Raw genomic sequence first — 20755 nt, 5'->3', positions numbered from 1 at the left:
AAGGGAACAGGGTTTTCGAGGAGGCGGGCATAGAATCGGCGCCACCATGAAAACCACCCGCCTCGCCGCCCTGTTCGCCCTCCTGGCCGCCACCGCGCTCCAGGTCCATGCGGCCGACGCGCCGCCCCCGGCCCCCGCGCCAGCCGAACCGGTGAAGTTCCGCGACGTGCCCGAGGTGAAGGTCGAGCAGCTCGTCAACGAGGACGACAAGGTCCGTATCGAGGAGACCCGGGTGCGGGGCCTGACCCAAAAGGTCGTGGTCAAGAACAAGGACAGCAAGGCGCCCGAGTACGAAATCCTGCTCGGCGACAGCGGTCGCGACATCCCCACCCGCCAGGGCGCCGACCGCGGCAACGCGGGCTCCCGGGTCTGGCGCCTCTTCAATTTCTGACCGCCCGGGCGCGACCCGCGCGGGTCGGCCTCCGGTCCGTTCCTTCTCCCCCTTCATGGCCGTATTCACCGACGTCTCGACCCAGCAGGCGCAAGCGCTGCTGGACACCCTGGCCCTGGGCGAGCTGCAGGCGCTCAAGGGCATCACCGCCGGCATCGAGAACACCAACTACTTCGTCACGACCGCCCGCGACGGCGAGCCGCACGAGTACGTGCTGACGATCTTCGAGCGCCTGAGCTTCGAGCAGCTGCCGTTCTACCTGGAGCTGATGCGGCATCTGGCGCGCAAGGGCGTGCCGGTGCCCGCGCCGCAGCCCGACGCGCAGGACCGCATCCTGCACACGATCGCCGGCAAGCCGGCCGCGGTCGTGGACAAGCTGCGCGGCGGCCACCAGCTGGCGCCGGACCAGTTCCACTGCGAGCAGGTCGGCGCCGGCCTGGCGCGCATGCACCTGGCCGGCCAGGACTTCCCCCTGCACCAGGACAACCTGCGAGGCCTGCCGTGGTGGCGCGAGACCGTCCCGGTGGTGCTCCCGCACCTCACGCCCGAGCAGGCCGCGCTGCTCCAAGCCGAACTGGCCTTCCAGGAACAGCTCGCGCCGAGCGCCGCGGCGCTGCCGCGCGGTCCCATCCATGCCGACCTGTTCCGGGACAACGTCATGTTCGACGGACTGCCCGGCCGTGAGCGCCTGAGCGGCTTCTTCGACTTCTACTTCGCCGGCGTCGACAGCTTCCTGTTCGACCTGTGCGTCTGCCTGAACGACTGGTGCATCGACCTGGACAGCGGGCGCCTGGACGAGCAGCGGGCCACCGCCTTCGTCAAGGCCTATGAATCGGTGCGTCCGCTGACCGGCGCCGAGCACCGCCTGCTGCCGGGCCTGCTGCGCGCCGCCGCCCTGCGCTTCTGGATCTCCCGGCTGTGGGACTTCCACTTGCCCCGCGAGGCCAGCCTGCTCAAGCCCCACGATCCCACCCATTTCGAGCGCGTCCTGCGCGAGCGCATCGCCAAGCCGTGGCATGCGCTGGAGTCCCTTCCATGATGCTGCACCTCCAATCGGTCCCGCCGCGCAACGGCCTGCTGTGGGTGCGCCATGGACTGAAGGTGCTGCAGCGCAAGCCGATCGCGCTGATCGGCCTGTTCGGCCTGTTCGCGCTGTTCAACATCGCCATCAACTTCGTGCCGCTGATCGGGCAACTGCTGTCGGCGGGCTCGCTGCCGCTGATGTCGCTGGGCTTCATGCTGGCCGCCCATCAGGTCCTGCAGGCGCAGACGCCCACCGCCTCGGTGTTCCTGCAGCCACTGCGGCTCACCCCCGAGCGGCGCCGCGCGCAGCTGCTGCTGGGCCTGGCCTGCGCGCTGTCCTTGATGGCCGCCGGCGCGCTGTCGCTGCTGGTGGACGGCGGCGCGCTGCTGACGCTGCTCGAGATGCGCCAGAGCGGCCAGAGCGACGCCGCGATCGAGGCCGCCATGGCCGCCAATCCGATGCTCTTCTTCGGCGGGCTGCTACGCATGGTCCTGCTGATGGCCGTGCTGGTGCCCTTCACGCTCGCGCCGGCGCTGATCCACTGGGGTGGCCAGGGCGTGATGCAGTCGCTGTTCTCGTCGGTGCTGGGCCTGTGGCGCAACAAGGGCGCCTACGCGCTGTTCGGGGTGGCCTGGATCGGCCTGAGCTTCGCCGGCCTGATCGTGCTGACCCTGTTCGCGGTGCTGCTGGGACAGCCAGGCCTGGCGCAGGTGCTGGCGGTGCCGCTGGTGATGGCGCTGGCCACCGCCCAGTTCTGTTCGATGTATTTCGTGTTCATCGACTGCTTCATGTTCGGCGCGCCGCGCGACCTGCCGGAGTCTTCCGGCACGCCGGGCACGCCCGGCTGACCCGCCCGCCGGGCGCCCTGCGCCCGCGCGTGTCCAGGGGGAACTCCTCACAACGATTTCACAGCATCGTCACTTGCTCTTCGCAGAATCCGCCCGCCTTTTCATTTGCAGCGGAGCCTTCAAGAATGAGCAAGCAGCACGACATCGTTGCCAGCCAGTCCGACGTCAACGAATACGACGAAGACGCGGTCGTCAACCCGTCCGCCAATCCCCATTTCGAGGACATCCTCGCCGCGCGCCTGTCGCGCCGCGTCGCCCTGAAGGGCGGCATCAGCACCACCGCGGCCGCGCTGCTCGGCGGCTCCCTCCTCAGCGCCTGCGGCAGCGATGACGACACGCCGGCCCCTGCGCCCGCCCCGGCCCCCGCGCCGGCGCTGAAGATCGGCTTCACCGCGGTCGCCAAGAACAAGAACGACCTGGTGACGGTGCCCGAGGGCTACAACGTCAGCATCCTGCATGCGCTGGGCGACCCGATGCACTTCGGCGACGAGTCCTGGAAGGACGACGGCTCCGAGGCCGCCGACTCCTACAACCGCCGCATCGGCGACGGTCACGACGGCATGTACTGGTTCGGCATGAGCGACGCCGGCGCCTTCGATGCCAAGCGCTCGGACCGCGGCCTGCTGGCGGTGAACCATGAATACGTCGTCGCGCCCTACGGCCTGCATCCGGCCGGCCGCGCCGCCGGTGCCACGCGCAACGCCGCCGAGGTCGAGAAGGAGATCTACGCGCATGGCGTCAGCGTCGTCGAGGTCAAGCGCGACGGCGCCAACACGACGATGGTCCGCGGCTCGCGCTACAACCGCCGCGTGACCTCGGCCACGACGATGGACATCACCGGCCCGGCCAAGGGCAACGCGCTGCTGCAGACGCTGTTCAGCCCGACCGCGGTGCAGACCCGCGGCACCAACAACAACTGCGCCAACGGCTACACCCCGTGGGGCACCTACCTGACCTGCGAGGAGAACTACCTCAACGTGATCAGCCGTGCCGCTGGCGACGATGCGCTGCGCAGCGCCAAGGAAGTGGTCAGCATGAACCGCTACGGCCTGCCGCAGAACCGCAAGAGCCCCTACCTGTGGGAGACCGCGGGCACGGCCGACCTGTATGCGCGCTGGAATTCGTCGGTGACCGGCGCCGCCGCCACGGCCGACTACCGCAACACGATCAACACCTTCGGCTGGGTGGTGGAGATCGACCCGTTCGCGCCGGACTCGACGCCGGCCAAGCGCACCGCCCTGGGCCGCTTCAACCATGAAGGCGCCTGGCCGGCGGAGGCCGTCGCCGGCAAGCCGATCGTGATCTACATGGGCGACGACTCGCGCAACGAGTACATCTACAAGTTCGTCTCCAAGGCCAACTGGGATGCGGCCGACGTGGGCAAGGGCATGACCGCCGGCGCCAAGTACCTGGACGAGGGCACGCTGTACGTGGCGAAGTTCAATGCCGACGGCACCGGCAACTGGCTGGAGCTCAGCTTCGGCAAGAACGGCCTCGATGCCGCCAACACGACCTATGCCTTCGCCAATCAGGGCGACGTGGTCATCAACGCCCGCATCGCGGCGGACATCCTCGGCGCCACCAAGATGGACCGTCCCGAGTGGGGCGCGGTGCATCCGACCAACGGCGAGGTCTACATGACCCTGACCAACAACAGCAACCGCGTGGCCACCACCGCGACGCCGACCGGCAGCCAGCTCAAGCCGGACGCCGCGAACCCGCGCTACTACGAGGACATGAAGGGCACCGCCACGCAGAAGGGCAACCCGAACGGCCACATCATCCGCTGGAAGGAAGACGCGGCCGACGTCACCAAGATGACCTGGGACGTCTACCTGTTCGGCGCGCAATCCGATGCGGCGGCGGACGTCAACCTGTCCTCGCTCACCGACGTCAACGACTTCTCCAGCCCCGACGGCCTGTACTTCGACAAGCGCGGCATGCTGTGGATCCAGACCGACGACGGCGCCTACACCGACGTCACCAACTGCATGATGCTGGCGGCGCTGCCGGGCAAGGTCGGCGACGGCGGCGTGGCGACGGCCGCGGGCGGCACCCAGACGCGCGCTGGCGCCAAGGCCTCGGCCGACACGCTGCGTCGCTTCCTGGTCGGCCCGAAGGAGTGCGAGATCACCGGCATCGCGATGACGCCGGATCACAAGACGCTGTTCTTCAATGTGCAGCATCCGGGCGAGGACACCGCGCCGGACTGGGCGGCCAAGACCTTCGGCAGCTACTGGCCGGCCAACCAGACCGACACGACGGCGAAGAAGCGTCCCCGCTCGGCCACCGTGGTCGTCACCCGCAAGGACGGCGGCGAGATCGGCATCTGAGCTAGCGCGTGATGTCCGGCGCGAGGGCGGCCTGACGGTCGCCCTCCGCGGCCACCACCGCCAGCACGCGGTCGATCGCCGATCGTGGCAGGTCGCCCCCCAGCTCCTGCGCCATCTCTTCCGCGAGGCCCTGTGCATGCATGCGCAGGGCCTCGCTCATTCGCTTGAGCTCCAGCGCAAGCGCGCGTGGCGCGATGTCTGCGTCGCGGGCGAGCGCGACCCAGTCCTCGGCGGTGAACGCCTGGGCGTCCGGCGAACCGCCGGCGAGCCCGTGCGCCGGCGCCAGGCGCAGCCCGCCGTGGTCGACGAGGAAGGACACGTTGTCCAGCGAGGACGGACCGCTGCCGATGAGCTGGCGGAACACGACCCAGCGCAGCAGCGAGCGGCTGTCGACCAGCGGCGTCGGGCTGTGCCGGAGCAGCGAGAACAGCGCCGGCAACGACACCGCCGGCTGGTCCAGCGCCTGGCTGGCGTCGATCGCATGCAGCCGCCGCACCCGCCCATCGTCCAGCCGCTGGCGGTCGAAGCGCTCGACCAGCAGGACCGGCTCCGGCACCCGATGCAGTTGCACCGGGGCGACGTCCAGGCCCGCCCGTGCGGCCAGGCGCATGCAGAAGTACTCGTTGAACGGCCGGCCAGGCTCGCCGTGGGGCGCCGGCTTGAGCACATGGGTCGACGCCATCTGCGGGCCATCGACAAGGTACCAGCCGCCGTCCGGTTCGACGTAGACACCGAGCTTGTCGCGACGCCCGGGCAGCGCGCCGCGGACCTGCCCGTCCCAGGCGGCCAGCGGCGACGCCTCCGGTTGGCGCAGGCGTTCGGACAGTTCCTCACGCGCGATGAGCCGTTGCGACAGGCCGACGGTGCGCTCCTGTTGCGGGTCGACCAGCCGGACGGCGCCAGCCAGGTCGTGACCGAGCCGTCGCAGCGCGCCGACCAGGTCGTCCGCCGACAGGCCGAGCGCCGAGCAGGTGGCGCGGCGGAGGTCGCCTCCCGGCAGCAACCGGTCGAAGCAGCGCAGGACGGCTTCGTCCCGCGACTCGCTGCCCGGTCCGCCGCGCGCCGGCAAGGGCAGCGACGGCGCCAGCGGATATGCCAGGACCTCGGCGGTCCAGCGTGCCAGGTAAGCGAAGGACAGACCCGGTGACATGCCCGGCTCGCCCGTTCCGATCGGGCGCAGCCACCCGACCTCATGCTCGTCGAGCCAGACCTCCAGACCGCTCATGCATCCTCGTCGAGGTCGGAGAACTTCGAGTCGCGCGCGGTGCGGATCGCGCGGCGCACGACCTCGCGCTGCTGCGAGGGCACGGCGAACAGGCTGACGCCCAGGGCTCTTGCCGCCTTGAGCACGGTCGACAGGCTCACGCCACCCTGCCCGGTCTCGATGTTGATCAGCGTCTGGCGCGACATGCCCAGCGCCTCGGCGGCCTCGACCAGCGGCAGGCGCGCCGTGGTTCGCGCGGCGCGCACGGCATTGCCGAGCGCGACCGCGTCTTCAATCATCGGATCGTCCGGGGGATCGATCGGTACGACAGTACGCATGGAGATTCCAGAATCAAAAACACAGTCATCGGATCTCCCTCCCGGCAATCGTGATTCCTGTTTGCTGGAATCTTTGATGCCTCGCGCATTCTGCGCTCATCCGGCCGGCGCGGCGTACCGCCGTGCATGCGCCGCCGAATGCCCTCGGATCAGTCGATCGGCGTCAGCTTGGCCACGCTGAGCGCCAGCCACTTGGTGCCGTGGCGACCGAAATTGACCTGCGCCCGCGCGTCGGGCCCGCTGCCCTCGAGCGTCAGCAGCACGCCCTCGCCGAACTTGTTGTGGAACACGCCCTTGCCGACGCGCAAGCCGCCGTGCTCGTCACCGGTCTTCTCGGCGGCGGATTGCTTCATCGCGCTGGGCACCGGCGCCTGCGGGAAGCCGGCCGGATCGACGCGGCCAGCGCCGACCATGGACTTCAGCCCCGAGCCGCGCTGCCAGGCCTGCTGGTAGTCCCGCGCGAAGCCCGAGCCGAAGCCCTGGTTGCGGGGCGTCAGCCACTTCAGCGTCTCCTCCGGGAGCTCCTCCATGAAGCGGCTCTTGATGTTGTAGCGGGTCTGGCCGTGCAGCATGCGGGTCTGGCAGAAGCTGATGTAGAGCCGCTGCCGCGCACGGGTGATGGCCACGTACATCAGCCGGCGCTCTTCCTCGAGTCCGTCCGCGTCGGACAGCGAGTTCTCATGCGGGAACAGGCCCTCCTCCAGGCCGGTGATGAACACCGCGTCGAACTCCAGGCCCTTGGCCGAGTGGACCGTCATCAGCTGGATCGCGTCCTGCCCGGCCTGGGCCTGGTTGTCGCCCGCCTCCAGCGAGGCATGCGTCAGGAAGGCCGCCAGCGGCGAAATGATCTCGCCGGTCTCGGCATCGGGGGTGGCCGGCGCCGCCGGCGCCACCGCCGCCGGCAACCCCTCGGCGATCGCGCCCGGGGAATGCTCGTCCACCGGCAGCGCCACCGCGTCCTTGCCGAAACCCTCCTGCGTCACGAAGGCTTCGGCGGCATTGACCAGTTCGCCCAGGTTCTCCAGCCGCTCCTCGCCCTCCTTCTCGGCGCGATAGAACTCGGCCAGGCCGGAATGCTCGATGACGTGCTCGATGATCTCCCGCAGCGTCAGGCCGGTGGTGGCCTCCCGTAGCGCGTCGATCAGCGCGACGAAGTTGCCCAGGCTCGCGCCGCCGCGGCCGCCGACGGCGCCGACGCTCTGCACCAGCGAGCGCCCGCTCGGTCGCGCGGCGTCCTGCAGCTGCTCGATGGTGCGCGCGCCGATGCCGCGGGCCGGGAAGTTGACGACGCGCAGGAAGCTGGTGTCGTCGTTGGGGTTCTCGAGCAGGCGCAGGTAGGCCAGCGCATGCTTGACCTCGGCGCGCTCGAAGAAGCGCAGGCCGCCGTAGACGCGATAGGGGATGCCGGCATTGAACAGCGCCGATTCGATCACCCGGGACTGCGCGTTGCTGCGGTAGAGCACCGCGATCTCGCTGCGCGGCAGGCCCTGGCGGTGCAATGCCTGCGCCTCCTCGAGCAGCCACTGGGCCTCGGCGAAGTCGCTGCTGGCCTCGTGGATGCGCACCGGCTCGCCGGGGCCGGCCTCGGTGCGCAGGTTCTTGCCCAGGCGCCGGCTGTTGTTGCTGATCAGCGCGTTGGCCGCGTCCAGGATGTTGCCGAAGCTGCGGTAGTTCTGTTCCAGCTTGACGACCTGGCGCACCCGGTACTCGCGCTCGAAATCGGCCATGTTGCCGACCCGCGCGCCACGGAAGGCGTAGATGCTCTGGTCGTCGTCACCGACGGCGAACACGCCCTGGCCGCGCCCCGGCGGCGCGAACATCTTCAGCCAGGCGTACTGCAGCTTGTTGGTGTCCTGGAACTCGTCGACCAGGACGTACTGGAAGCGGCGTTGGTAATGCTCGCGCACCGCCTGGTTGTCGCGCATCAGCTCGTAGGAGCGCAGCATCAGCTCGGCGAAGTCGACGACGCCTTCGCGGGTGCACTGGTCCTGGTAGGCCTGGTAGATGTCGACCAGCTTGCGGGTCTGCTCGTCGCGCAGGTCGATGTCCTTGGGCCGCAGGCCGTCTTCCTTGGCGCCGGCGATGAACCAGGAAACCTGCTTCGGAACGAAGCGCTCCTCGTCCAGGTTCATCGCCTTGATCACGCGCTTGATGGCGGAGACGGTGTCGCCCGCATCCAGGATCTGGAAGCCCTGCGGCAGGCCGGCGAGCTTCCAGTGCGCGCGCAGGAAGCGGTTGCACAGGCCATGGAAGGTGCCGATCCACATGCCGCGCACATTCACCGGCAGCATCGCGGACAGGCGGGTGACCATCTCCTTGGCGGCCTTGTTGGTGAAGGTCACCGCCATCACGCCGGCGGGCGTCGTGTAGCCCTGGCTCATCAGCCAGGCGATGCGCGTCGTCAGCACGCGCGTCTTGCCCGAGCCCGCGCCCGCCAGGATCAGCGCGGGCTCCTGCCCCAGCGTCACCGCGGCGTACTGTTCGGGGTTGAGGTTGTCCAGCAGGCCGCGCGGCACGCGCGGCGTGAACAGGTCGTCTTGCGGCGGGGTCGGCCGGCCGTCGCCGAAATCCTGGGAATTCATCCAGCCATTCTAAGTTCCGGACCGCGCCGGCCGGTGACAGGATGCCGGCCCGGCCCGGACGCTGGCATGATGCCGCCCCCATGAAGCCCCAAAAGACCAAGACCGCGGCCACCAGCGCGGCGCCCTCCGGCATGGCGGCGAGCGCTTGCCCTTGTGGCAGCGGCCGTGGCTACGACGCCTGCTGCGGCGCGCTGCACCGCGCCTTCGCCGAGACCGGCGCGCTCGCCGCGCCAGATGCGCAGGCGCTGATGCGCTCCCGCTACACGGCCTACACGCTGGACCTGATCGATTACCTGCTGGCCACCTGGCACCCGGACACGCGGCCCGAGTCGCTCGAGCGTGGCGAACGCGACCTGAAGTGGTTAGGCCTGGAAGTGCGTCGGCACAGCCGCCAGGACGCGGATCACGAGACGGTGGAGTTCGTCGCGCGCAGCAAGGTCGGCGGCCGCGCTCACCGGATGCATGAAATCAGCCGTTTCGTGCGGGCGAACGGCGCATGGCTCTACCTGGACGGGGAGATCGACTGACCAGCCGGACCGCCGGCGCGCGCCGCACCGCGCCGCCCAGCGCCAGCAGCAACCGGTCCAGGAGGGAGCGGTGACCGACGTGAAACTCCTGGGGCATGGTGGACTCCTGCTGGCTGCTGCTGACCGGATGGAACCGCGCTGCCGGGGCCGGCAACGCGGGATGCCTGCTGCGATGATGAGCAGGCGGCATGACAGGATTTTGGCCAACCCTCCTGTTGCCGTCCGCTCCCCCGAAACGGGGAAAAGCAGGCAAAAAGCGCTCCAGGCGTGCGCGTCTCGTCCCCTTCAGCCATGACACCCCCTGCTCCGCCCAGTTCCCCGGCGCCGGCACCGCCGCTGCGACTCCTCCATCTGGACGACCACCTCGCGGTGATCGACAAGCCCGCCGGGCTGCTGGTGCACCGCACCGCGATCGATGCGCATGAGGAGGACGCCGCGCTGCAGCGCCTGCGCGACCAGCTCGGCCGGCCGGTGTGGCCGGCGCACCGGCTCGATCGCGGCACCTCGGGCGTGCTCGTCTTCGCGCTCGGCGCCGAGGTCGCGAGCGCGCTGGGCCAGGCACTCGCGGAGCGCCTCACGAGCAAGCGTTACCTCGCGCTGGTGCGCGGCTGGCCGGCGTCGGAGGCCGGTGTCATCGACCACCCGCTCGCGCGCGATCCGGAACTGCCTTCCGCCGGCCAGCCTCACCTGGAGGCGCAGACGGCCTGGTCCTGCGCGCGCCGCATCGAATTGCCGATCGCCACCGACGCCCGCTTTCCAACGACGCGTCTGGCGCTGATGGCCTGCGAGCCGGTCCAGGGCCGGCGTCACCAGATCCGACGCCATCTGAAGCACATCGCGCATCCGATCGTCGGCGATGCCAACCACGGCAAAGGCCCGCTGAACCGCGCGCTGGCGGCCCACTTCGGCCTGCAACGGTTGTGGCTGCATGCGCAACGCCTGACGCTGACGCATCCGGTCACCGGCGAGACGCTTCAACTGGAAGCCGAGCCCGGCCCTGAATGGGCACCGTTCCTCTGAGGATCGGCGCCCGCCCGCCCTCGGGGGGGGGAGCGCTCCCGCGACCTCTCCCTCGCGCTGCGCCGGCATCCGGCGCGAACGCGGCCCGCTCAGCCGAAGCGCACTGCGTAGATCGGCGGCAGGTGCGCCGACACCAGTTGCCAGCGATCGCCCGCGTCCTCGGTGGCCCAGAGGTTGCCGGTCGTGCTTCCCATCAGCAAGCGCCGCCCGTCGTCATGGGCGGCCAACCCATGGCGGTAGATCAGGTCGTAGCAATGCGATTGCGGCAAGCCTTGCCGCAGCGTCTCGAAGGTCTTCCCGCCATCGCGCGTGCGATTGACGACGAGCGCGCCGTCCACCGGCAGCCGCTTCTCGTCCTTCACGCCGGGCACGAACCACGCGGTGTCGGCATCGCCCGCATGGGCGGCGACCGCGAAGCCGAAACCTGACAGCGGTGGCTTGATCTCGTCCCAATGCGCGCCCCCGTCGACCGAGCGCCACACCCCGTTGTGGTGCTGGCACCAGAGCACATCCGGGTCCGCCGCGCTGGCGACGATGCGATGCGGATCCTGCGTGTTCTCCTCGCCCTGCTGTTCGGGCGGCAGGAAGTCGGCACGCATGCCCTTGGCGCTGATGCGCCAGGTCGCGCCGCCGTCGTCGCTGCGCCAGGCGCCGCCGCAGGAGATGCCCAGCAGCAGCCGCCTGGGATCGCGCGGGTCGATGTTGATCGAGTGGATGCCCGGTGCGTCATAGCCGCCGCCGAACCAGCCCAGCCGCTCGGGCTTGTGCCAGAGCGGCTCCACGAGTTGCCAGGTTTCGCCTTGGTCGTCGCTGACGAACAGCGCGCCGGGAATCGTGCCGGCCCAGAGCCGGCCGTCGCCGCCGCGCTCCATCGCCCAGATCTGCTGCAGCTTCCAGGCCGGCCCCTCGGCGCCCTCGGGCTGTTCGGGAAAAGCCGGGGCGGCCAGTTCCCGCCAGGTGGCGCCGCCGTCGTCGGACGCCTGCAGCTTGCAGCCGAAATGACCGAGGTTCAGCGCCGCGAACATGCGTCCGCCTCCCGCTGGCGGCGGCAACACCATGCTGACGGGATCCCCCACGAAGCTGTGGCGACCGATCGACCAGCCGCCCAAGGCGGGGTCGTGCCGAAGTTCGAACAGGCCCTTGCGCGTGGCGGCCCAGGCGGTGGTGATCATCGGTGTCTCCTTGCGATGGCTGGCGTCATCCGTGACGACGTTCGAGCGGAGCAGTTCTCGACAGGTCCGCGCGGGCGTTGCTGGTCCTATCCCCCGGACAAGGCCTGCAGCACGTAGACCTTGGACTGCGCCGTCAGCGCGTCGGTCAGGCCGCTGCGGTCCCGGGCGCGGTGCCCGTCGATGAAAACGGCCACATGGGTGCGCAGGTGTCCCTGGTCGTCCAGGATGTAGCCGCGCAGGCGCGGATTCCGGTCGAAGGCCCGGGCGAGCGCTTCGCCCAACGTGCGGGCGTCGCAGTCGAGCTTCGGCGTATCGACGTAGCGGTGCAGTTGGGCGGTGAATTCGACGTGAGCCATGGTCAGCGATCCTGCGACGAAGCACGTCGCAAGAAAAGAGGGACGACCAGGGACGACGAACGGCGCCTCAGCCCTTCGACAACGCGGACCCGACGGCTTGAGCAGAATCGCGGGCCCTCCCGGCCAGCCCGCCATGACCAACGACACCTCCACCGCCGCGGACCGCGCCCATGCCCGCACCGGCATGCTCTACGCGGCGCTCGCCTACATCGCCTGGGGCCTGTTCCCGCTGTATTTCAAGCGCCTGAGCGAGGTGAATGCGCTCGAGGTCATCGCGCATCGAACCGTCTGGTCGCTGGCCTTCGTGGCGCTGGTGCTCGCCGTCCTGCGGCGCTGGGCCTGGCTGGGGCCGGTGCTGCGGTCGCCGCGGCTGCTGGCGACTTGCGCGCTGTCGGCGCTGCTGCTGTCGAGCAACTGGCTGGTGTATGTGTGGGCGGTGCAGCACGGCCATGTGGTGGAGGCCAGCCTGGGCTACTTCATCAACCCGCTGGTCAACGTGATGCTGGGATTCCTGGTCCTGCGCGAGCGGCTTCGGCCGGTGCAATGGCTGGCGATCGGCCTGGCGGCGGCCGGCGTGATCTGGCTGACGGTGACGGCAGGGCGGCTGCCGTGGATCGCCCTGGTGCTGGCGTTGAGCTTCGGCTTCTACGGCCTGATGCGGAAGACCGCCCATCTGGGGGCGCTCGAAGGGCTGACGCTGGAGACGCTGATCCTGTCGCCCTTCGCGGCGGGGGCGCTGATCTGGTGGACGGTCCAGGGCACCAGCGCCTTCGCCGGTGGCGACGCCGGCCCTCTCGGCTGGCTGTTGCTGGCCGGACCGCTGACCGCCATCCCGCTGCTGCTGTTCGCCGCCGGGGCCCGCCGGATCACGCTGACAACGCTCGGGCTCGTGCAATACCTGTCGCCGACGATCCAGTTCCTGCTGGGCGTGTGGCTGTACCGGGAGCCGCTCGAGGGAGCGCGGCTGGTCGGCTTCGTGATGATCTGGTCGGCGCTCGCGGTCTACAGCGCGGAAGGCATTTGGCGTAGCCGGCGGTGAGAACCCGCTGCCCTCCTCGTGCCCCTCTCCCGCTCCCTCTCCCTCGCCCGATGGCGGAGAGGGAGAGGGAGAGGGGCGAAGGTCTTCGCTGCCAGAGCGCCAACGACAACGCCCCTTTCGGGGCGTTGTCTTAAGCGAGCCGGCCTGAGCCGAGGATCAGTTCCGGATCAGATGATCGAACGCGCTGAGCGCGGCCTTCGCGCCGTCGCCGGCGGCGATGATGATCTGCTTGTACGGCACCGTCGTCGCGTCACCCGCGGCGAACACGCCCGGCACCGAGGTCTGGCCCTTGGCGTCGACGATGATCTCGCCGTGCTTGGACAGCTCCACCGTGCCGCGCAGCCATTCGGTGTTGGGCACCAGGCCGATCTGCACGAACACGCCTTCCAGCTCGATCCGCCGGGCCTCGCCGGTGGCGCGGTCGGTGTAGTTCAGGCCGTCGAGCTTGCCCGCCGTGCCGGTGAACTCGGTCGTCTGCGCCTGCGTCAGGATCACCACGTTGGGCAGGCTTTCCAGCTTCTTGACCAGCACCGCGTCGGCGCGCAGCGCATCGCCGAATTCCAGCAGCGTCACATGCGACACGATGCCGGCCAGGTCGATCGCCGCCTCGACGCCGGAGTTGCCGCCGCCGATCACCGCCACCCGCTTACCCTTGAACAGCGGACCGTCACAGTGCGGGCAGTAGGCCACGCCCTTGTTCTTGTATTCCTGCTCGCCAGGAACGTTGACATTGCGCCAGCGCGCGCCGGTGGAAATGATCACCGTCTTGCTCTTGAGCGAGCCGCCATTGGCCAGCTGCACCTCGATCAGGCCGCCCGGCGTCGTCGCCGGCACCAGCTTGTCGGCGCGCTGCAGGTTCATCACGTCGACGCCGTAATCCTTGACGTGCGACTCCAGCGCCATCGAGAACTTCGGACCGTCGGTGGACAGCACCGAGATGTAGTTCTCGATCGCCAGCGTGTCGTTGACCTGGCCGCCGAAGCGCTCGGCCGCGATGCCGGTGCGGATGCCCTTGCGCGCCGCGTACACCGCCGCCGCAGCCCCGGCGGGGCCGCCACCGACGATCAGCACGTCGTAAGCGTCCTTGGCCGACAGCTTGGCCGCGTCCTTGGCCGCCGCGCCGGTGTCCAGCTTCGCCGCGATCTCCTCGACCGTCATGCGGCCCGAGCCGAATTCCTGGCCGTTCAGATAGACCGTCGGGACGGCCATGATCTCGCGGGCATTGACCTCGTCCTGGAACAGCGCGCCGTCGACGATCACCGTCTTGATGCGCGGATTCAGCACCGACATCAGCGACAGCGCCTGCACGACGTCCGGGCAGTTGTGGCAGGTCAGGGACATGTAGACCTCGAAGGCGTAGTCGCCCTCCAGGCCCTGGATCTGGTCGATGACCGATGGCTCGACCTTGGGGGGGTGGCCGCCGGTCCACAGCAGCGCCAGCACCAGCGAGGTGAACTCGTGGCCCAGCGGGATGCCGGCGAAACGCAGGCTCTGCTCGGTGCCCGTGCGCTTGAGGCTGAACGAGGGCTTGCGCGCATCGTTGCCATCCAGGCGCAGCGTGATCTTGTCGGACATCGCGGCGATGTCCTGAAGCAGCTGCTTCAGCTCGGCGGAGCTCGCGGAGTCGCTCAAGGAGGCTTCGATCTCGAACGGCAGCGTCACCCGCTCCAGGTAGGCCTTGAGCTGCGCCTTCAGGTTGTCGTCCAACATCGTTGCTTCCTTTCAAATTTCTTCAAGCGACTTCGAGAACCGGCCCCCCTTGCAGGTTGAAGGGGCGGCCGAACGCCGTCCCGCGGCCCGAAGGGGTCCGCGAACGACGCTTGTGCAGTGAGGGGGAGAGGAACGTCCTCATCCGGATCACCGGTCGGGGGAAGGTCCTTCCTTGGAAGGACGCTTCACCCCTTCGGGCGGGATCCTCAGATCTTGCCGACCAGGTCCAGCGACGGGGCGATGGTCTTGTCGCCTTCGTTCCACTTGGCCGGGCAGACCTGACCCGGGTTCTTGGCGACGTACTGGGCGGCCTTCAGCTTGCGCAGCGTTTCCTTGACGTCACGGGCGATGGCGTTGTCATGCACTTCCAGGGTCTTGATCACGCCTTCCGGGTTGATCACGAAAGTGCCGCGCAGCGCCAGGCCTTCTTCCGGGATGTGCACGCCGAAGGCGTTCGTCAGCGCGTGGGTCGGGTCGCCGACCAGCGGGAACTTGGCCTTGCCGACGGCCGGCGAGGTCTCGTGCCACACCTTGTGCGAGAAGTGGGTGTCGGTGGTGACGATGTAGACCTCGGCGCCCAGCTTCTGGAACTCGGCGTAGTTGTCGGCGGCGTCTTCGACTTCGGTCGGGCAGTTGAAGGTGAAGGCGGCCGGCATGAAGATCAGCACGGACCACTTGCCCTTGAGCGACTCTTCCGTGACCTCGATGAACTTGCCGTTGTGGAACGCTTGGGCCTTGAAGGGTTGGACTTGGGTGTTGATCAGGGACATTGCTTGGTCTCTCGAGTCAGGGTTGATGGGATGGACGGAATGATAGGGGGCCGCTGCTATCGACGGGGTTGAATTCCCCAATGCGGCCTATTGCGAATCCCTATTGAGCCAAACTATCAAAACAACCGCGCACGATAGTGAAAGCGTCATGACGCCGTCACGAGGCCGCCTGTCCCGGTCGGGAGCTCAAAGCACCTCGAGCGCCAGCAACTCCTCGATCGTCTGGCGGCGGCGGATCAGTCGGTCCGAGCCCCCGTCCACAAGCACCTCGGCGATCAGCGGCCGGCTGTTGTAGTTGCTGGACATTGAGGCGCCATAGGCGCCGGTGTCATGGATGACCAGCAAGTCGCCGACCTCCGCTTGCGGCAATTCCCGCGCCAGCACCACACCGCCCTCGGCCTGGGTGAAGACGTCGCCCGACTCGCAGAGCGGCCCGGCGACGACGGTCGACCGCAGCGACCGCTCCCGACCATCGGCGGCGAGCAGGCTCATCGCGTGGTAGCTGCCGTACATCGCCGGGCGCATCAGTTCATTGAAGCCGGCGTCGACCAGCAGAAAGTGCTGGCGGCCCTGGGTCTTCACCGCACGCACCTCGGCGAGCAACACCCCCGATTCGGCGACCAGGTAGCGGCCCGGTTCCAATTCCAGCGCCAGGCGATGACCGATGACGCTTTCCGCCTCCTTGCGGGCGGCGTCCCACAGGGTGAAGTAGTGGGCGGTATCGATCGGCTCACCGCCCGCCTGATAGGGGATGGAGAGCCCGCCTCCGGCGGAGATCGCCTGCAGGTCCTGACCAGCGGCCCGAACGACGCGCACCAGTTCGACCATGGCGCCGCAGACGCGGCCCAGATGCGCATAGTCCACGCCGGAGCCGATGTGCATGTGCAGCCCGATCAGCGTCAGCCCGCGACGGGCAATGACCGCCAGCGCCTCGCCCAGTTGCTCATGCCAGATGCCGTGCTTGCTGTGTTCTCCGCCTGTGTTGGTCTTGTTGCTGTGGCCATGGCCGAAGCCCGGATTCAGGCGCAGCCACACCGGGTGACCGGGCGAGACCTCGCCAAGTTGCTCCAGCATGTCGATCGAACCGGCGTTCACCGGGACGCGGTGGGCCACGATGGTCGAAAGCGTCTCCCGGTCGAGCAGGTCGGCGGTGAACACGATGCCCGAGTGGACGGCGTCAGCGCCGGTACCGACGGTGTAGCCGGCGGCCAGGGCGCGCAGCACCTCGCCCCGTGACACCGAATCCACCTTCACGCCCTGCTCCCGCATCAGCCGGAGGATGTGGGTGTTGGAACAGGCCTTCTGCGCGAAGCGGACGGTGTCGAAGCCCTTCAGCGCCGCGATGCGCGCCCGGATGATGGCCGCGTCGTAGACCCAAAGCGGCGTGCCGTGGCGGGCGGCGAGCATGCGCAATTGCTGTTCGCGGGCGGGGGTAAGGGCTTGCGGCATCTCGGAACTCCTTTGGGGGACGCAGTTCAGACTGCCGCAAGCATCGCCGCCTCTCATCATTCAATCAAATGCTTTGTTTTGCGGACTGAATTCACAGTTGATATGGACTGCTATGCTGCGCCATGTCGCTACCGATCACGCATCGCCATATCGAAGTCTTTCGCGCGGTCATGACCGCCGGCAGCGTCACCGCGGCGGCGCAACTGCTCTTTACCTCCCAACCGACGGTCAGCCGCGATCTGGCGCGCATGGAGTCGCTGCTGGGCTATGTCCTCTTCGATCGTGCGCCGGGCCGCCTGCGCCCCACCGCGCGGGCGCTGGCGCTGTTCGACGAGGTCCAACGCGCCTATCAAGGCCTGGATCAGGTGGTCGCGCGTGCGCAGGCACTGCGGCGGGCTGAGGACGAGCGGTTGCAGGTGCTGACGCTTCCAGCGCTGGCCCATGCGCTGCTGCCCGCCGCGAGCGCCGACTGGGCGGGCCGGCATCCGCAGGCAGGGCTGACGCTGACGCCGCAGGAGTCCCCACTGCTCGAGGAATGGATGGCGGCGCAGCGCTTCGACGTCGGCCTGAGCGAGGTCTCCGCGACGGTGCCCGGCACGCGCAGCGAGACGCTGGCGGAACTCGACGAGGTCTGCGTGCTGCCGGCGGGCCACCGTCTGCTCGAACGCACCGTGCTGACACCGCAGGACTTCGACGGTGAACGCTTTGTGAGCCTGTCGTCGGAGGACCCTTATCGCCGTCAATTCGACGCGATCTTCGCGGCCGCCGGCGTCCAGCGCCGGCTGCAGCTGGAGACGCACAGCGCGATCGCCGTGTGCGCCCTGGTCCAGGAAAAACTGGGGATCGCGCTCGTGAATCCGCTGACGGCGCGGGCCTGCGCCGGAGCGGGGCTGCACATCCGACCACTCTCGGTGTCGGTCCCCTTCCGCATCCAGGCCCTGTGGCCGCAGCACCGCCCCACCCACGCGCTGGCGCAGGACTTCATCGATGCCGTGAAGCGCGCGCTCGCGCCGGCCGCCGCCGCGCAGGCCGCCAGCGGCACCAAACGACAACGGCGCTGACCGCGAGGCCAGCGCCGTTCAGGGCGTCAGGTCGGTCCGCTCGACGGACCGGTCCGGATCAGCGCCGGATCACTGATTGGCGACCGAGCGCAGCACCGGCGCGGCGGTCGGCACCGACTGGAAGCGCGCGCGGATCGATTGCTCGATGCCGGCTGCGTCGAGGCCGCACTGGGCCATCAGCTTGCCGGGCTCGCCGTGCTCGACATATTCGTCGGGCAGGCCCAGTTGCAGCACCGGCACTGCGAGGCCTTCCGCCTGCAGCGCTTCCAGCACCGCGCTGCCAGCGCCGCCCATGACGCAACCATCCTCGACGGTCACCAGGGCATCGTGCGTGCGGGCCAGTTCCTTGACGAGCTGCACGTCCAGCGGCTTCACGAAGCGCATGTTCGCGACGCTCGCGTCGAGCGCCTCGGCCGCCTTCAGCGCCGGATGCAACAGCGTGCCGAAAGCCAGGATCGCCACGCGCGGCGCGCCGCGCCCGCCGGTCTGCGGCAGCGACGATTGGCGCCGCATCTCGCCCTTGCCCCAGGGCAGCGCGACCATGTCCTTCTTGATCTCGGCACCAATGCCGGCACCCCGCGGATAGCGGACCGTCACCGGGCCGTCGTGGAGGTGGCCGGTGTACAGCGCCTGGCGGCACTCGTTCTCATCCGAGGGCGTGATCACGCTCATGTTCGGAATGCAACGCGTGAACGCGATGTCGTAGTTGCCGGCATGCGTCGCGCCGTCGGCGCCGACCAGGCCCGCACGGTCGAGCGCGAACAGCACCGGCAGGTTCTGCAGCGCCACGTCGTGGACCAGTTGGTCATAGCCGCGCTGCAGGAAGGTGGAGTAGATCGCCACCACCGGCCGCAGGCCCTCGCAGGCCAGGCCGCCGGCGAAGGTGATCGCATGCTGCTCGGCGATGCCGACGTCGTAGTAGCGGGTCGGGAAGCGCTTGTGGAACTCGACCATGCCCGAGCCTTCGCGCATCGCCGGCGTGATGCCCACCAGCGTCGGATCGGCCTCGGCCATGTCGCAGAGCCAGTCGCCGAAGACCTGGGTGAAGGTCTTCTTCGCCGGCGTGGCGGACGGCTTGATGCCTTCGGCCGGATTGAACGGGGTGGGACCGTGGTACTTGACCGGGTCGGCCTCGGCCAGCTTGTAGCCCTGGCCCTTGCGGGTGACCAGGTGCAGGAACTGCGGACCCTTCTTGTCACGCAGGTTCTCCAGCGTGGGAATCAGCGCGTCCAGGTCGTGGCCGTCGATCGGGCCGACGTAGTTGAAGCCGAATTCCTCGAAGATCGTGCCGGGCACGAACATGCCCTTGGTGTGCTCCTCGAAGCGACGCGCGAACTCGTACAGCGGCGTGTGCTTGAGCACCGACTTCGCGCCCTCGCGGGCGGCGGCGTAGAACTTGCCGCTCATCAGCCGGGTGAAGTACTTGTTGAGCGCACCCACCGGCGGGCTGATCGACATGTCGTTGTCGTTCAGGATCACCAGCACGTCGCCGAGCAGTCCGCCATGGGCGACGCCGGCGTTGTTGAGCGCCTCGAACGCCATGCCGGCGGTCATCGCGCCGTCACCGATGATCGCCACCACGCGGCGCGATTCGCCCTTGAGCTTGGCGGCCATCGCCATGCCGTGCGCGGCGGAGATCGAGGTGCTCGAGTGGGCCGTGCCGAAGGTGTCGTACTCGCTCTCGTCGCGGCGCGGGAAGCCCGAGATGCCCCCTTGCTGGCGCAGCGTGGCCATCGCGTCGCGGCGGCCGGTGAGGATCTTGTGCGGATAGGTCTGATGGCCCACGTCCCACACCAGCCGGTCGCGCGGCGTGTCATAGACGTAATGCAGCGCAATCGTCATCTCGACGGTGCCGAGGTTGGACGACAGGTGGCCGCCGGTCTTGGACACGCTGTTCAGGATGTGCGCGCGGACCTCGTCCGCCAGTTGCGGCAGCTGGCCGCGCGACAGGCGCCGCAGGTCCGCAGGGCTGTCGATCGCGCCGAGCAGCGTCTGCGAAGCCGTCGCGGTGGTGGTGTTCTCGCTCATGGCCTGGCCTCTCTCTCGTCGGTTCAGTTGTCGCGCTCGACCACCTTGTCAGCCAGCAGGCTGAGCCAGGCGGTGTCGGCCAGGCCGCTGGCGGCGAGGGCCTGATGGGCCTCGTCGCGCAGGCGCAGCGCATACGCACGCGCGGGCTCCAGGCCCAGCACGCTGACGTAGGTCGGCTTGTTGTTGTCCTGATCCTTGCCGGCGGTCTTGCCGAGCACGTCGCTGTCCTGGGTCACGTCCAGGATGTCGTCGACGACCTGGAAAGCCAGGCCGATCGCGGCGCCGTAGCGGCTCAGCGCCTCCCAGGCGGCGGCCGGGAGGTCGCCGCTGGCCGCACCCATCAGGACGCTGGCCTGCAGCAGCACGCCGGTCTTGCGGCGGTGCATGTCGCGCAGCGCGGCCTCGTCCAGCGGCTTGCCGATGCTGGCCAGGTCGATCGCCTGGCCGCCGGCCATGCCGTCATAGCCGCTGGCGCGCGCCAACAGGCGGCAGAGCTTGGCCTGCAGCGCGGGCGCAAGGCCTTCGTCCGGCGTCAGGACGTCGAAGGCCAGCGCCTGCATGGCGTCACCGGCCAGCATGGCCTGCGCCTCGCCGTACTGCACATGCAGCGTCGGCTTGCCGCGGCGCAGCACGTCGTTGTCCATGCAGGGCATGTCATCGTGCGCCAGCGAGTAGGCATGGATCAGTTCCACCGCGCAGGCCGCGCGCAGCGCGGCCTCGCGCTGCCCGCCGACGGCCTCCGCCGCGGCCAGCACCAGCAGCGGACGCAGGCGCTTGCCAGCGCCCAGCACCGCGTAACGCATGGCTTCGCCAAGGCCGGCCGGGGCGCCCTCGGGCACCCAGGCCTCCAGCGCCTGCTCGACTTCCTGAAGCGACTGCTTCACCCAACGTTCGAAGACACCG

18 protein-coding genes are annotated in these 20755 nt (G+C 69.0%); 8 read left to right on the top strand and 10 right to left on the bottom strand.

From position 1 onward, the window contains the following. Window positions 1-46 precede the first annotated feature (46 nt). The 4 genes from CS062_RS14415 (at window position 47) to CS062_RS14400 (ending at window position 4596) form a co-directional block, all read left to right on the top strand. Window positions 47-391 carry a hypothetical protein gene (locus CS062_RS14415; protein WP_099862308.1) on the top strand — a complete coding sequence of 115 codons (345 nt, stop codon included), beginning with the start codon at window positions 47-49 and terminating at the stop codon, window positions 389-391. Window positions 392-446: 55 nt separating this feature from the next. Further along, window positions 447-1430, top strand: a complete 984-nt coding sequence (locus tag CS062_RS14410) for a homoserine kinase (RefSeq protein WP_099862307.1) — start codon at window positions 447-449, stop codon at window positions 1428-1430. Further along, a complete protein-coding gene (locus tag CS062_RS14405; RefSeq protein WP_099862306.1) occupies window positions 1427-2263 on the top strand; it encodes a BPSS1780 family membrane protein in 837 nt (278 codons plus the stop codon). Before CS062_RS14410 ends, CS062_RS14405 begins: the two co-directional genes overlap by 4 nt. Before the next feature lie 125 nt (window positions 2264-2388). Further along, window positions 2389-4596, top strand: a complete 2208-nt coding sequence (locus tag CS062_RS14400; RefSeq protein WP_099862305.1) for a PhoX family protein — start codon at window positions 2389-2391, stop codon at window positions 4594-4596. Window position 4597: 1 nt separating this feature from the next. Here the strand turns inward: CS062_RS14400 and CS062_RS14395 are convergent, their stop codons facing one another. From CS062_RS14395 to CS062_RS14385, 3 genes are all read right to left on the bottom strand, one after another. Beyond that, window positions 4598-5821 (bottom strand): HipA domain-containing protein, encoded by a 1224-nt coding sequence (locus CS062_RS14395; protein ID WP_099862304.1) that lies wholly within the window; start codon window positions 5819-5821, stop codon window positions 4598-4600. Continuing rightward, entirely contained in the window at window positions 5818-6138 is a 321-nt protein-coding gene (locus tag CS062_RS14390; RefSeq protein ID WP_099862303.1) for a helix-turn-helix domain-containing protein, read from the bottom strand. Before CS062_RS14390 ends, CS062_RS14395 begins: the two co-directional genes overlap by 4 nt. A 149-nt stretch (window positions 6139-6287) precedes the next feature. Beyond that, window positions 6288-8720, bottom strand: coding sequence for a UvrD-helicase domain-containing protein (locus CS062_RS14385; protein ID WP_099862302.1), 2433 nt, complete (start codon window positions 8718-8720; stop codon window positions 6288-6290). A gap of 80 nt (window positions 8721-8800) precedes the next feature. Here CS062_RS14385 and CS062_RS14380 point away from each other — a divergent pair, with 80 nt between their 5' ends. Continuing rightward, entirely contained in the window at window positions 8801-9247 is a 447-nt protein-coding gene (locus CS062_RS14380) for a YchJ family protein (protein WP_438270478.1), read from the top strand. A 291-nt stretch (window positions 9248-9538) separates the two neighbouring features. Then, window positions 9539-10267 carry a pseudouridine synthase gene (locus CS062_RS14375; protein WP_099862301.1) on the top strand — a complete coding sequence of 243 codons (729 nt, stop codon included), beginning with the start codon at window positions 9539-9541 and terminating at the stop codon, window positions 10265-10267. A gap of 89 nt (window positions 10268-10356) precedes the next feature. Here CS062_RS14375 and CS062_RS14370 read toward each other — a convergent pair whose 3' ends face one another. Continuing rightward, complete coding sequence (locus tag CS062_RS14370) at window positions 10357-11439, bottom strand: WD40/YVTN/BNR-like repeat-containing protein (RefSeq protein WP_099862300.1); 1083 nt, start codon at window positions 11437-11439, stop codon at window positions 10357-10359. An 86-nt stretch (window positions 11440-11525) separates the two neighbouring features. Continuing rightward, window positions 11526-11795: a MoaD/ThiS family protein gene (locus CS062_RS14365; protein ID WP_099862299.1), complete on the bottom strand. Its 270-nt coding sequence runs from the start codon at window positions 11793-11795 to the stop codon at window positions 11526-11528. A 133-nt stretch (window positions 11796-11928) separates the two neighbouring features. Between CS062_RS14365 and rarD the strand changes: the two genes are divergently transcribed. Beyond that, entirely contained in the window at window positions 11929-12834 is a 906-nt protein-coding gene (gene rarD / locus CS062_RS14360) for an EamA family transporter RarD (protein ID WP_099862298.1), read from the top strand. Window positions 12835-12990: 156 nt separating this feature from the next. On the opposite strand, the gene ahpF is transcribed toward rarD, so the two are convergent. The 3 genes from ahpF to lysA form a co-directional block, all read right to left on the bottom strand. Next, window positions 12991-14544 (bottom strand): alkyl hydroperoxide reductase subunit F, encoded by a 1554-nt coding sequence (gene ahpF, locus CS062_RS14355; protein ID WP_099862297.1) that lies wholly within the window; start codon window positions 14542-14544, stop codon window positions 12991-12993. A 206-nt stretch (window positions 14545-14750) separates the two neighbouring features. Next, window positions 14751-15314, bottom strand: coding sequence for an alkyl hydroperoxide reductase subunit C (ahpC, locus tag CS062_RS14350; RefSeq protein ID WP_099862296.1), 564 nt, complete (start codon window positions 15312-15314; stop codon window positions 14751-14753). Window positions 15315-15500: 186 nt separating this feature from the next. Next, window positions 15501-16763, bottom strand: coding sequence for a diaminopimelate decarboxylase (lysA, locus tag CS062_RS14345; RefSeq protein WP_099862295.1), 1263 nt, complete (start codon window positions 16761-16763; stop codon window positions 15501-15503). Window positions 16764-16885: 122 nt separating this feature from the next. Between lysA and CS062_RS14340 the strand changes: the two genes are divergently transcribed. Beyond that, window positions 16886-17824, top strand: coding sequence for a LysR family transcriptional regulator (locus CS062_RS14340; protein WP_099862294.1), 939 nt, complete (start codon window positions 16886-16888; stop codon window positions 17822-17824). A gap of 69 nt (window positions 17825-17893) precedes the next feature. Here the strand turns inward: CS062_RS14340 and dxs are convergent, their stop codons facing one another. Both dxs and CS062_RS14330 read right to left on the bottom strand, forming a co-directional pair. Beyond that, on the bottom strand, window positions 17894-19852 hold the full coding sequence (gene dxs / locus CS062_RS14335; RefSeq protein ID WP_099862293.1) for a 1-deoxy-D-xylulose-5-phosphate synthase: 1959 nt from the start codon (window positions 19850-19852) through the stop codon (window positions 17894-17896). Between the two features lie 23 nt (window positions 19853-19875). Next, on the bottom strand, window positions 19876-20736 hold the full coding sequence (locus CS062_RS14330) for a polyprenyl synthetase family protein (RefSeq protein ID WP_438270477.1): 861 nt from the start codon (window positions 20734-20736) through the stop codon (window positions 19876-19878). Window positions 20737-20755 lie beyond the last annotated feature (19 nt).

Source organism: Roseateles chitinivorans, assembly GCF_002761755.1.
Lineage (GTDB): Bacteria > Pseudomonadota > Gammaproteobacteria > Burkholderiales > Burkholderiaceae_C > Roseateles > Roseateles chitinivorans.
The sequence above is the reverse complement of the archived record's forward strand: the minus strand, read 5'-3'. Positions and strand labels throughout refer to the sequence as shown.

Coding starts and splice junctions, on each gene's coding strand:
- CS062_RS14385 (WP_099862302.1), bottom strand. CDS start 8,720: ATGAATTCCCAGGATTTCGGCGACGGCCGGCCGACCCCGCCGCAAGAC.
- rarD (WP_099862298.1), top strand. CDS start 11,929: ATGACCAACGACACCTCCACCGCCGCGGACCGCGCCCATGCCCGCACC.
- CS062_RS14390 (WP_099862303.1), bottom strand. CDS start 6,138: ATGCGTACTGTCGTACCGATCGATCCCCCGGACGATCCGATGATTGAA.
- CS062_RS14415 (WP_099862308.1), top strand. CDS start 47: ATGAAAACCACCCGCCTCGCCGCCCTGTTCGCCCTCCTGGCCGCCACC.
- CS062_RS14365 (WP_099862299.1), bottom strand. CDS start 11,795: ATGGCTCACGTCGAATTCACCGCCCAACTGCACCGCTACGTCGATACG.
- dxs (WP_099862293.1), bottom strand. CDS start 19,852: ATGAGCGAGAACACCACCACCGCGACGGCTTCGCAGACGCTGCTCGGC.
- CS062_RS14340 (WP_099862294.1), top strand. CDS start 16,886: ATGTCGCTACCGATCACGCATCGCCATATCGAAGTCTTTCGCGCGGTC.
- CS062_RS14405 (WP_099862306.1), top strand. CDS start 1,427: ATGATGCTGCACCTCCAATCGGTCCCGCCGCGCAACGGCCTGCTGTGG.
- CS062_RS14370 (WP_099862300.1), bottom strand. CDS start 11,439: ATGATCACCACCGCCTGGGCCGCCACGCGCAAGGGCCTGTTCGAACTT.
- CS062_RS14380 (WP_438270478.1), top strand. CDS start 8,801: ATGAAGCCCCAAAAGACCAAGACCGCGGCCACCAGCGCGGCGCCCTCC.
- ahpF (WP_099862297.1), bottom strand. CDS start 14,544: ATGTTGGACGACAACCTGAAGGCGCAGCTCAAGGCCTACCTGGAGCGG.
- CS062_RS14375 (WP_099862301.1), top strand. CDS start 9,539: ATGACACCCCCTGCTCCGCCCAGTTCCCCGGCGCCGGCACCGCCGCTG.
- CS062_RS14410 (WP_099862307.1), top strand. CDS start 447: ATGGCCGTATTCACCGACGTCTCGACCCAGCAGGCGCAAGCGCTGCTG.
- CS062_RS14400 (WP_099862305.1), top strand. CDS start 2,389: ATGAGCAAGCAGCACGACATCGTTGCCAGCCAGTCCGACGTCAACGAA.
- ahpC (WP_099862296.1), bottom strand. CDS start 15,314: ATGTCCCTGATCAACACCCAAGTCCAACCCTTCAAGGCCCAAGCGTTC.
- lysA (WP_099862295.1), bottom strand. CDS start 16,763: ATGCCGCAAGCCCTTACCCCCGCCCGCGAACAGCAATTGCGCATGCTC.
- CS062_RS14395 (WP_099862304.1), bottom strand. CDS start 5,821: ATGAGCGGTCTGGAGGTCTGGCTCGACGAGCATGAGGTCGGGTGGCTG.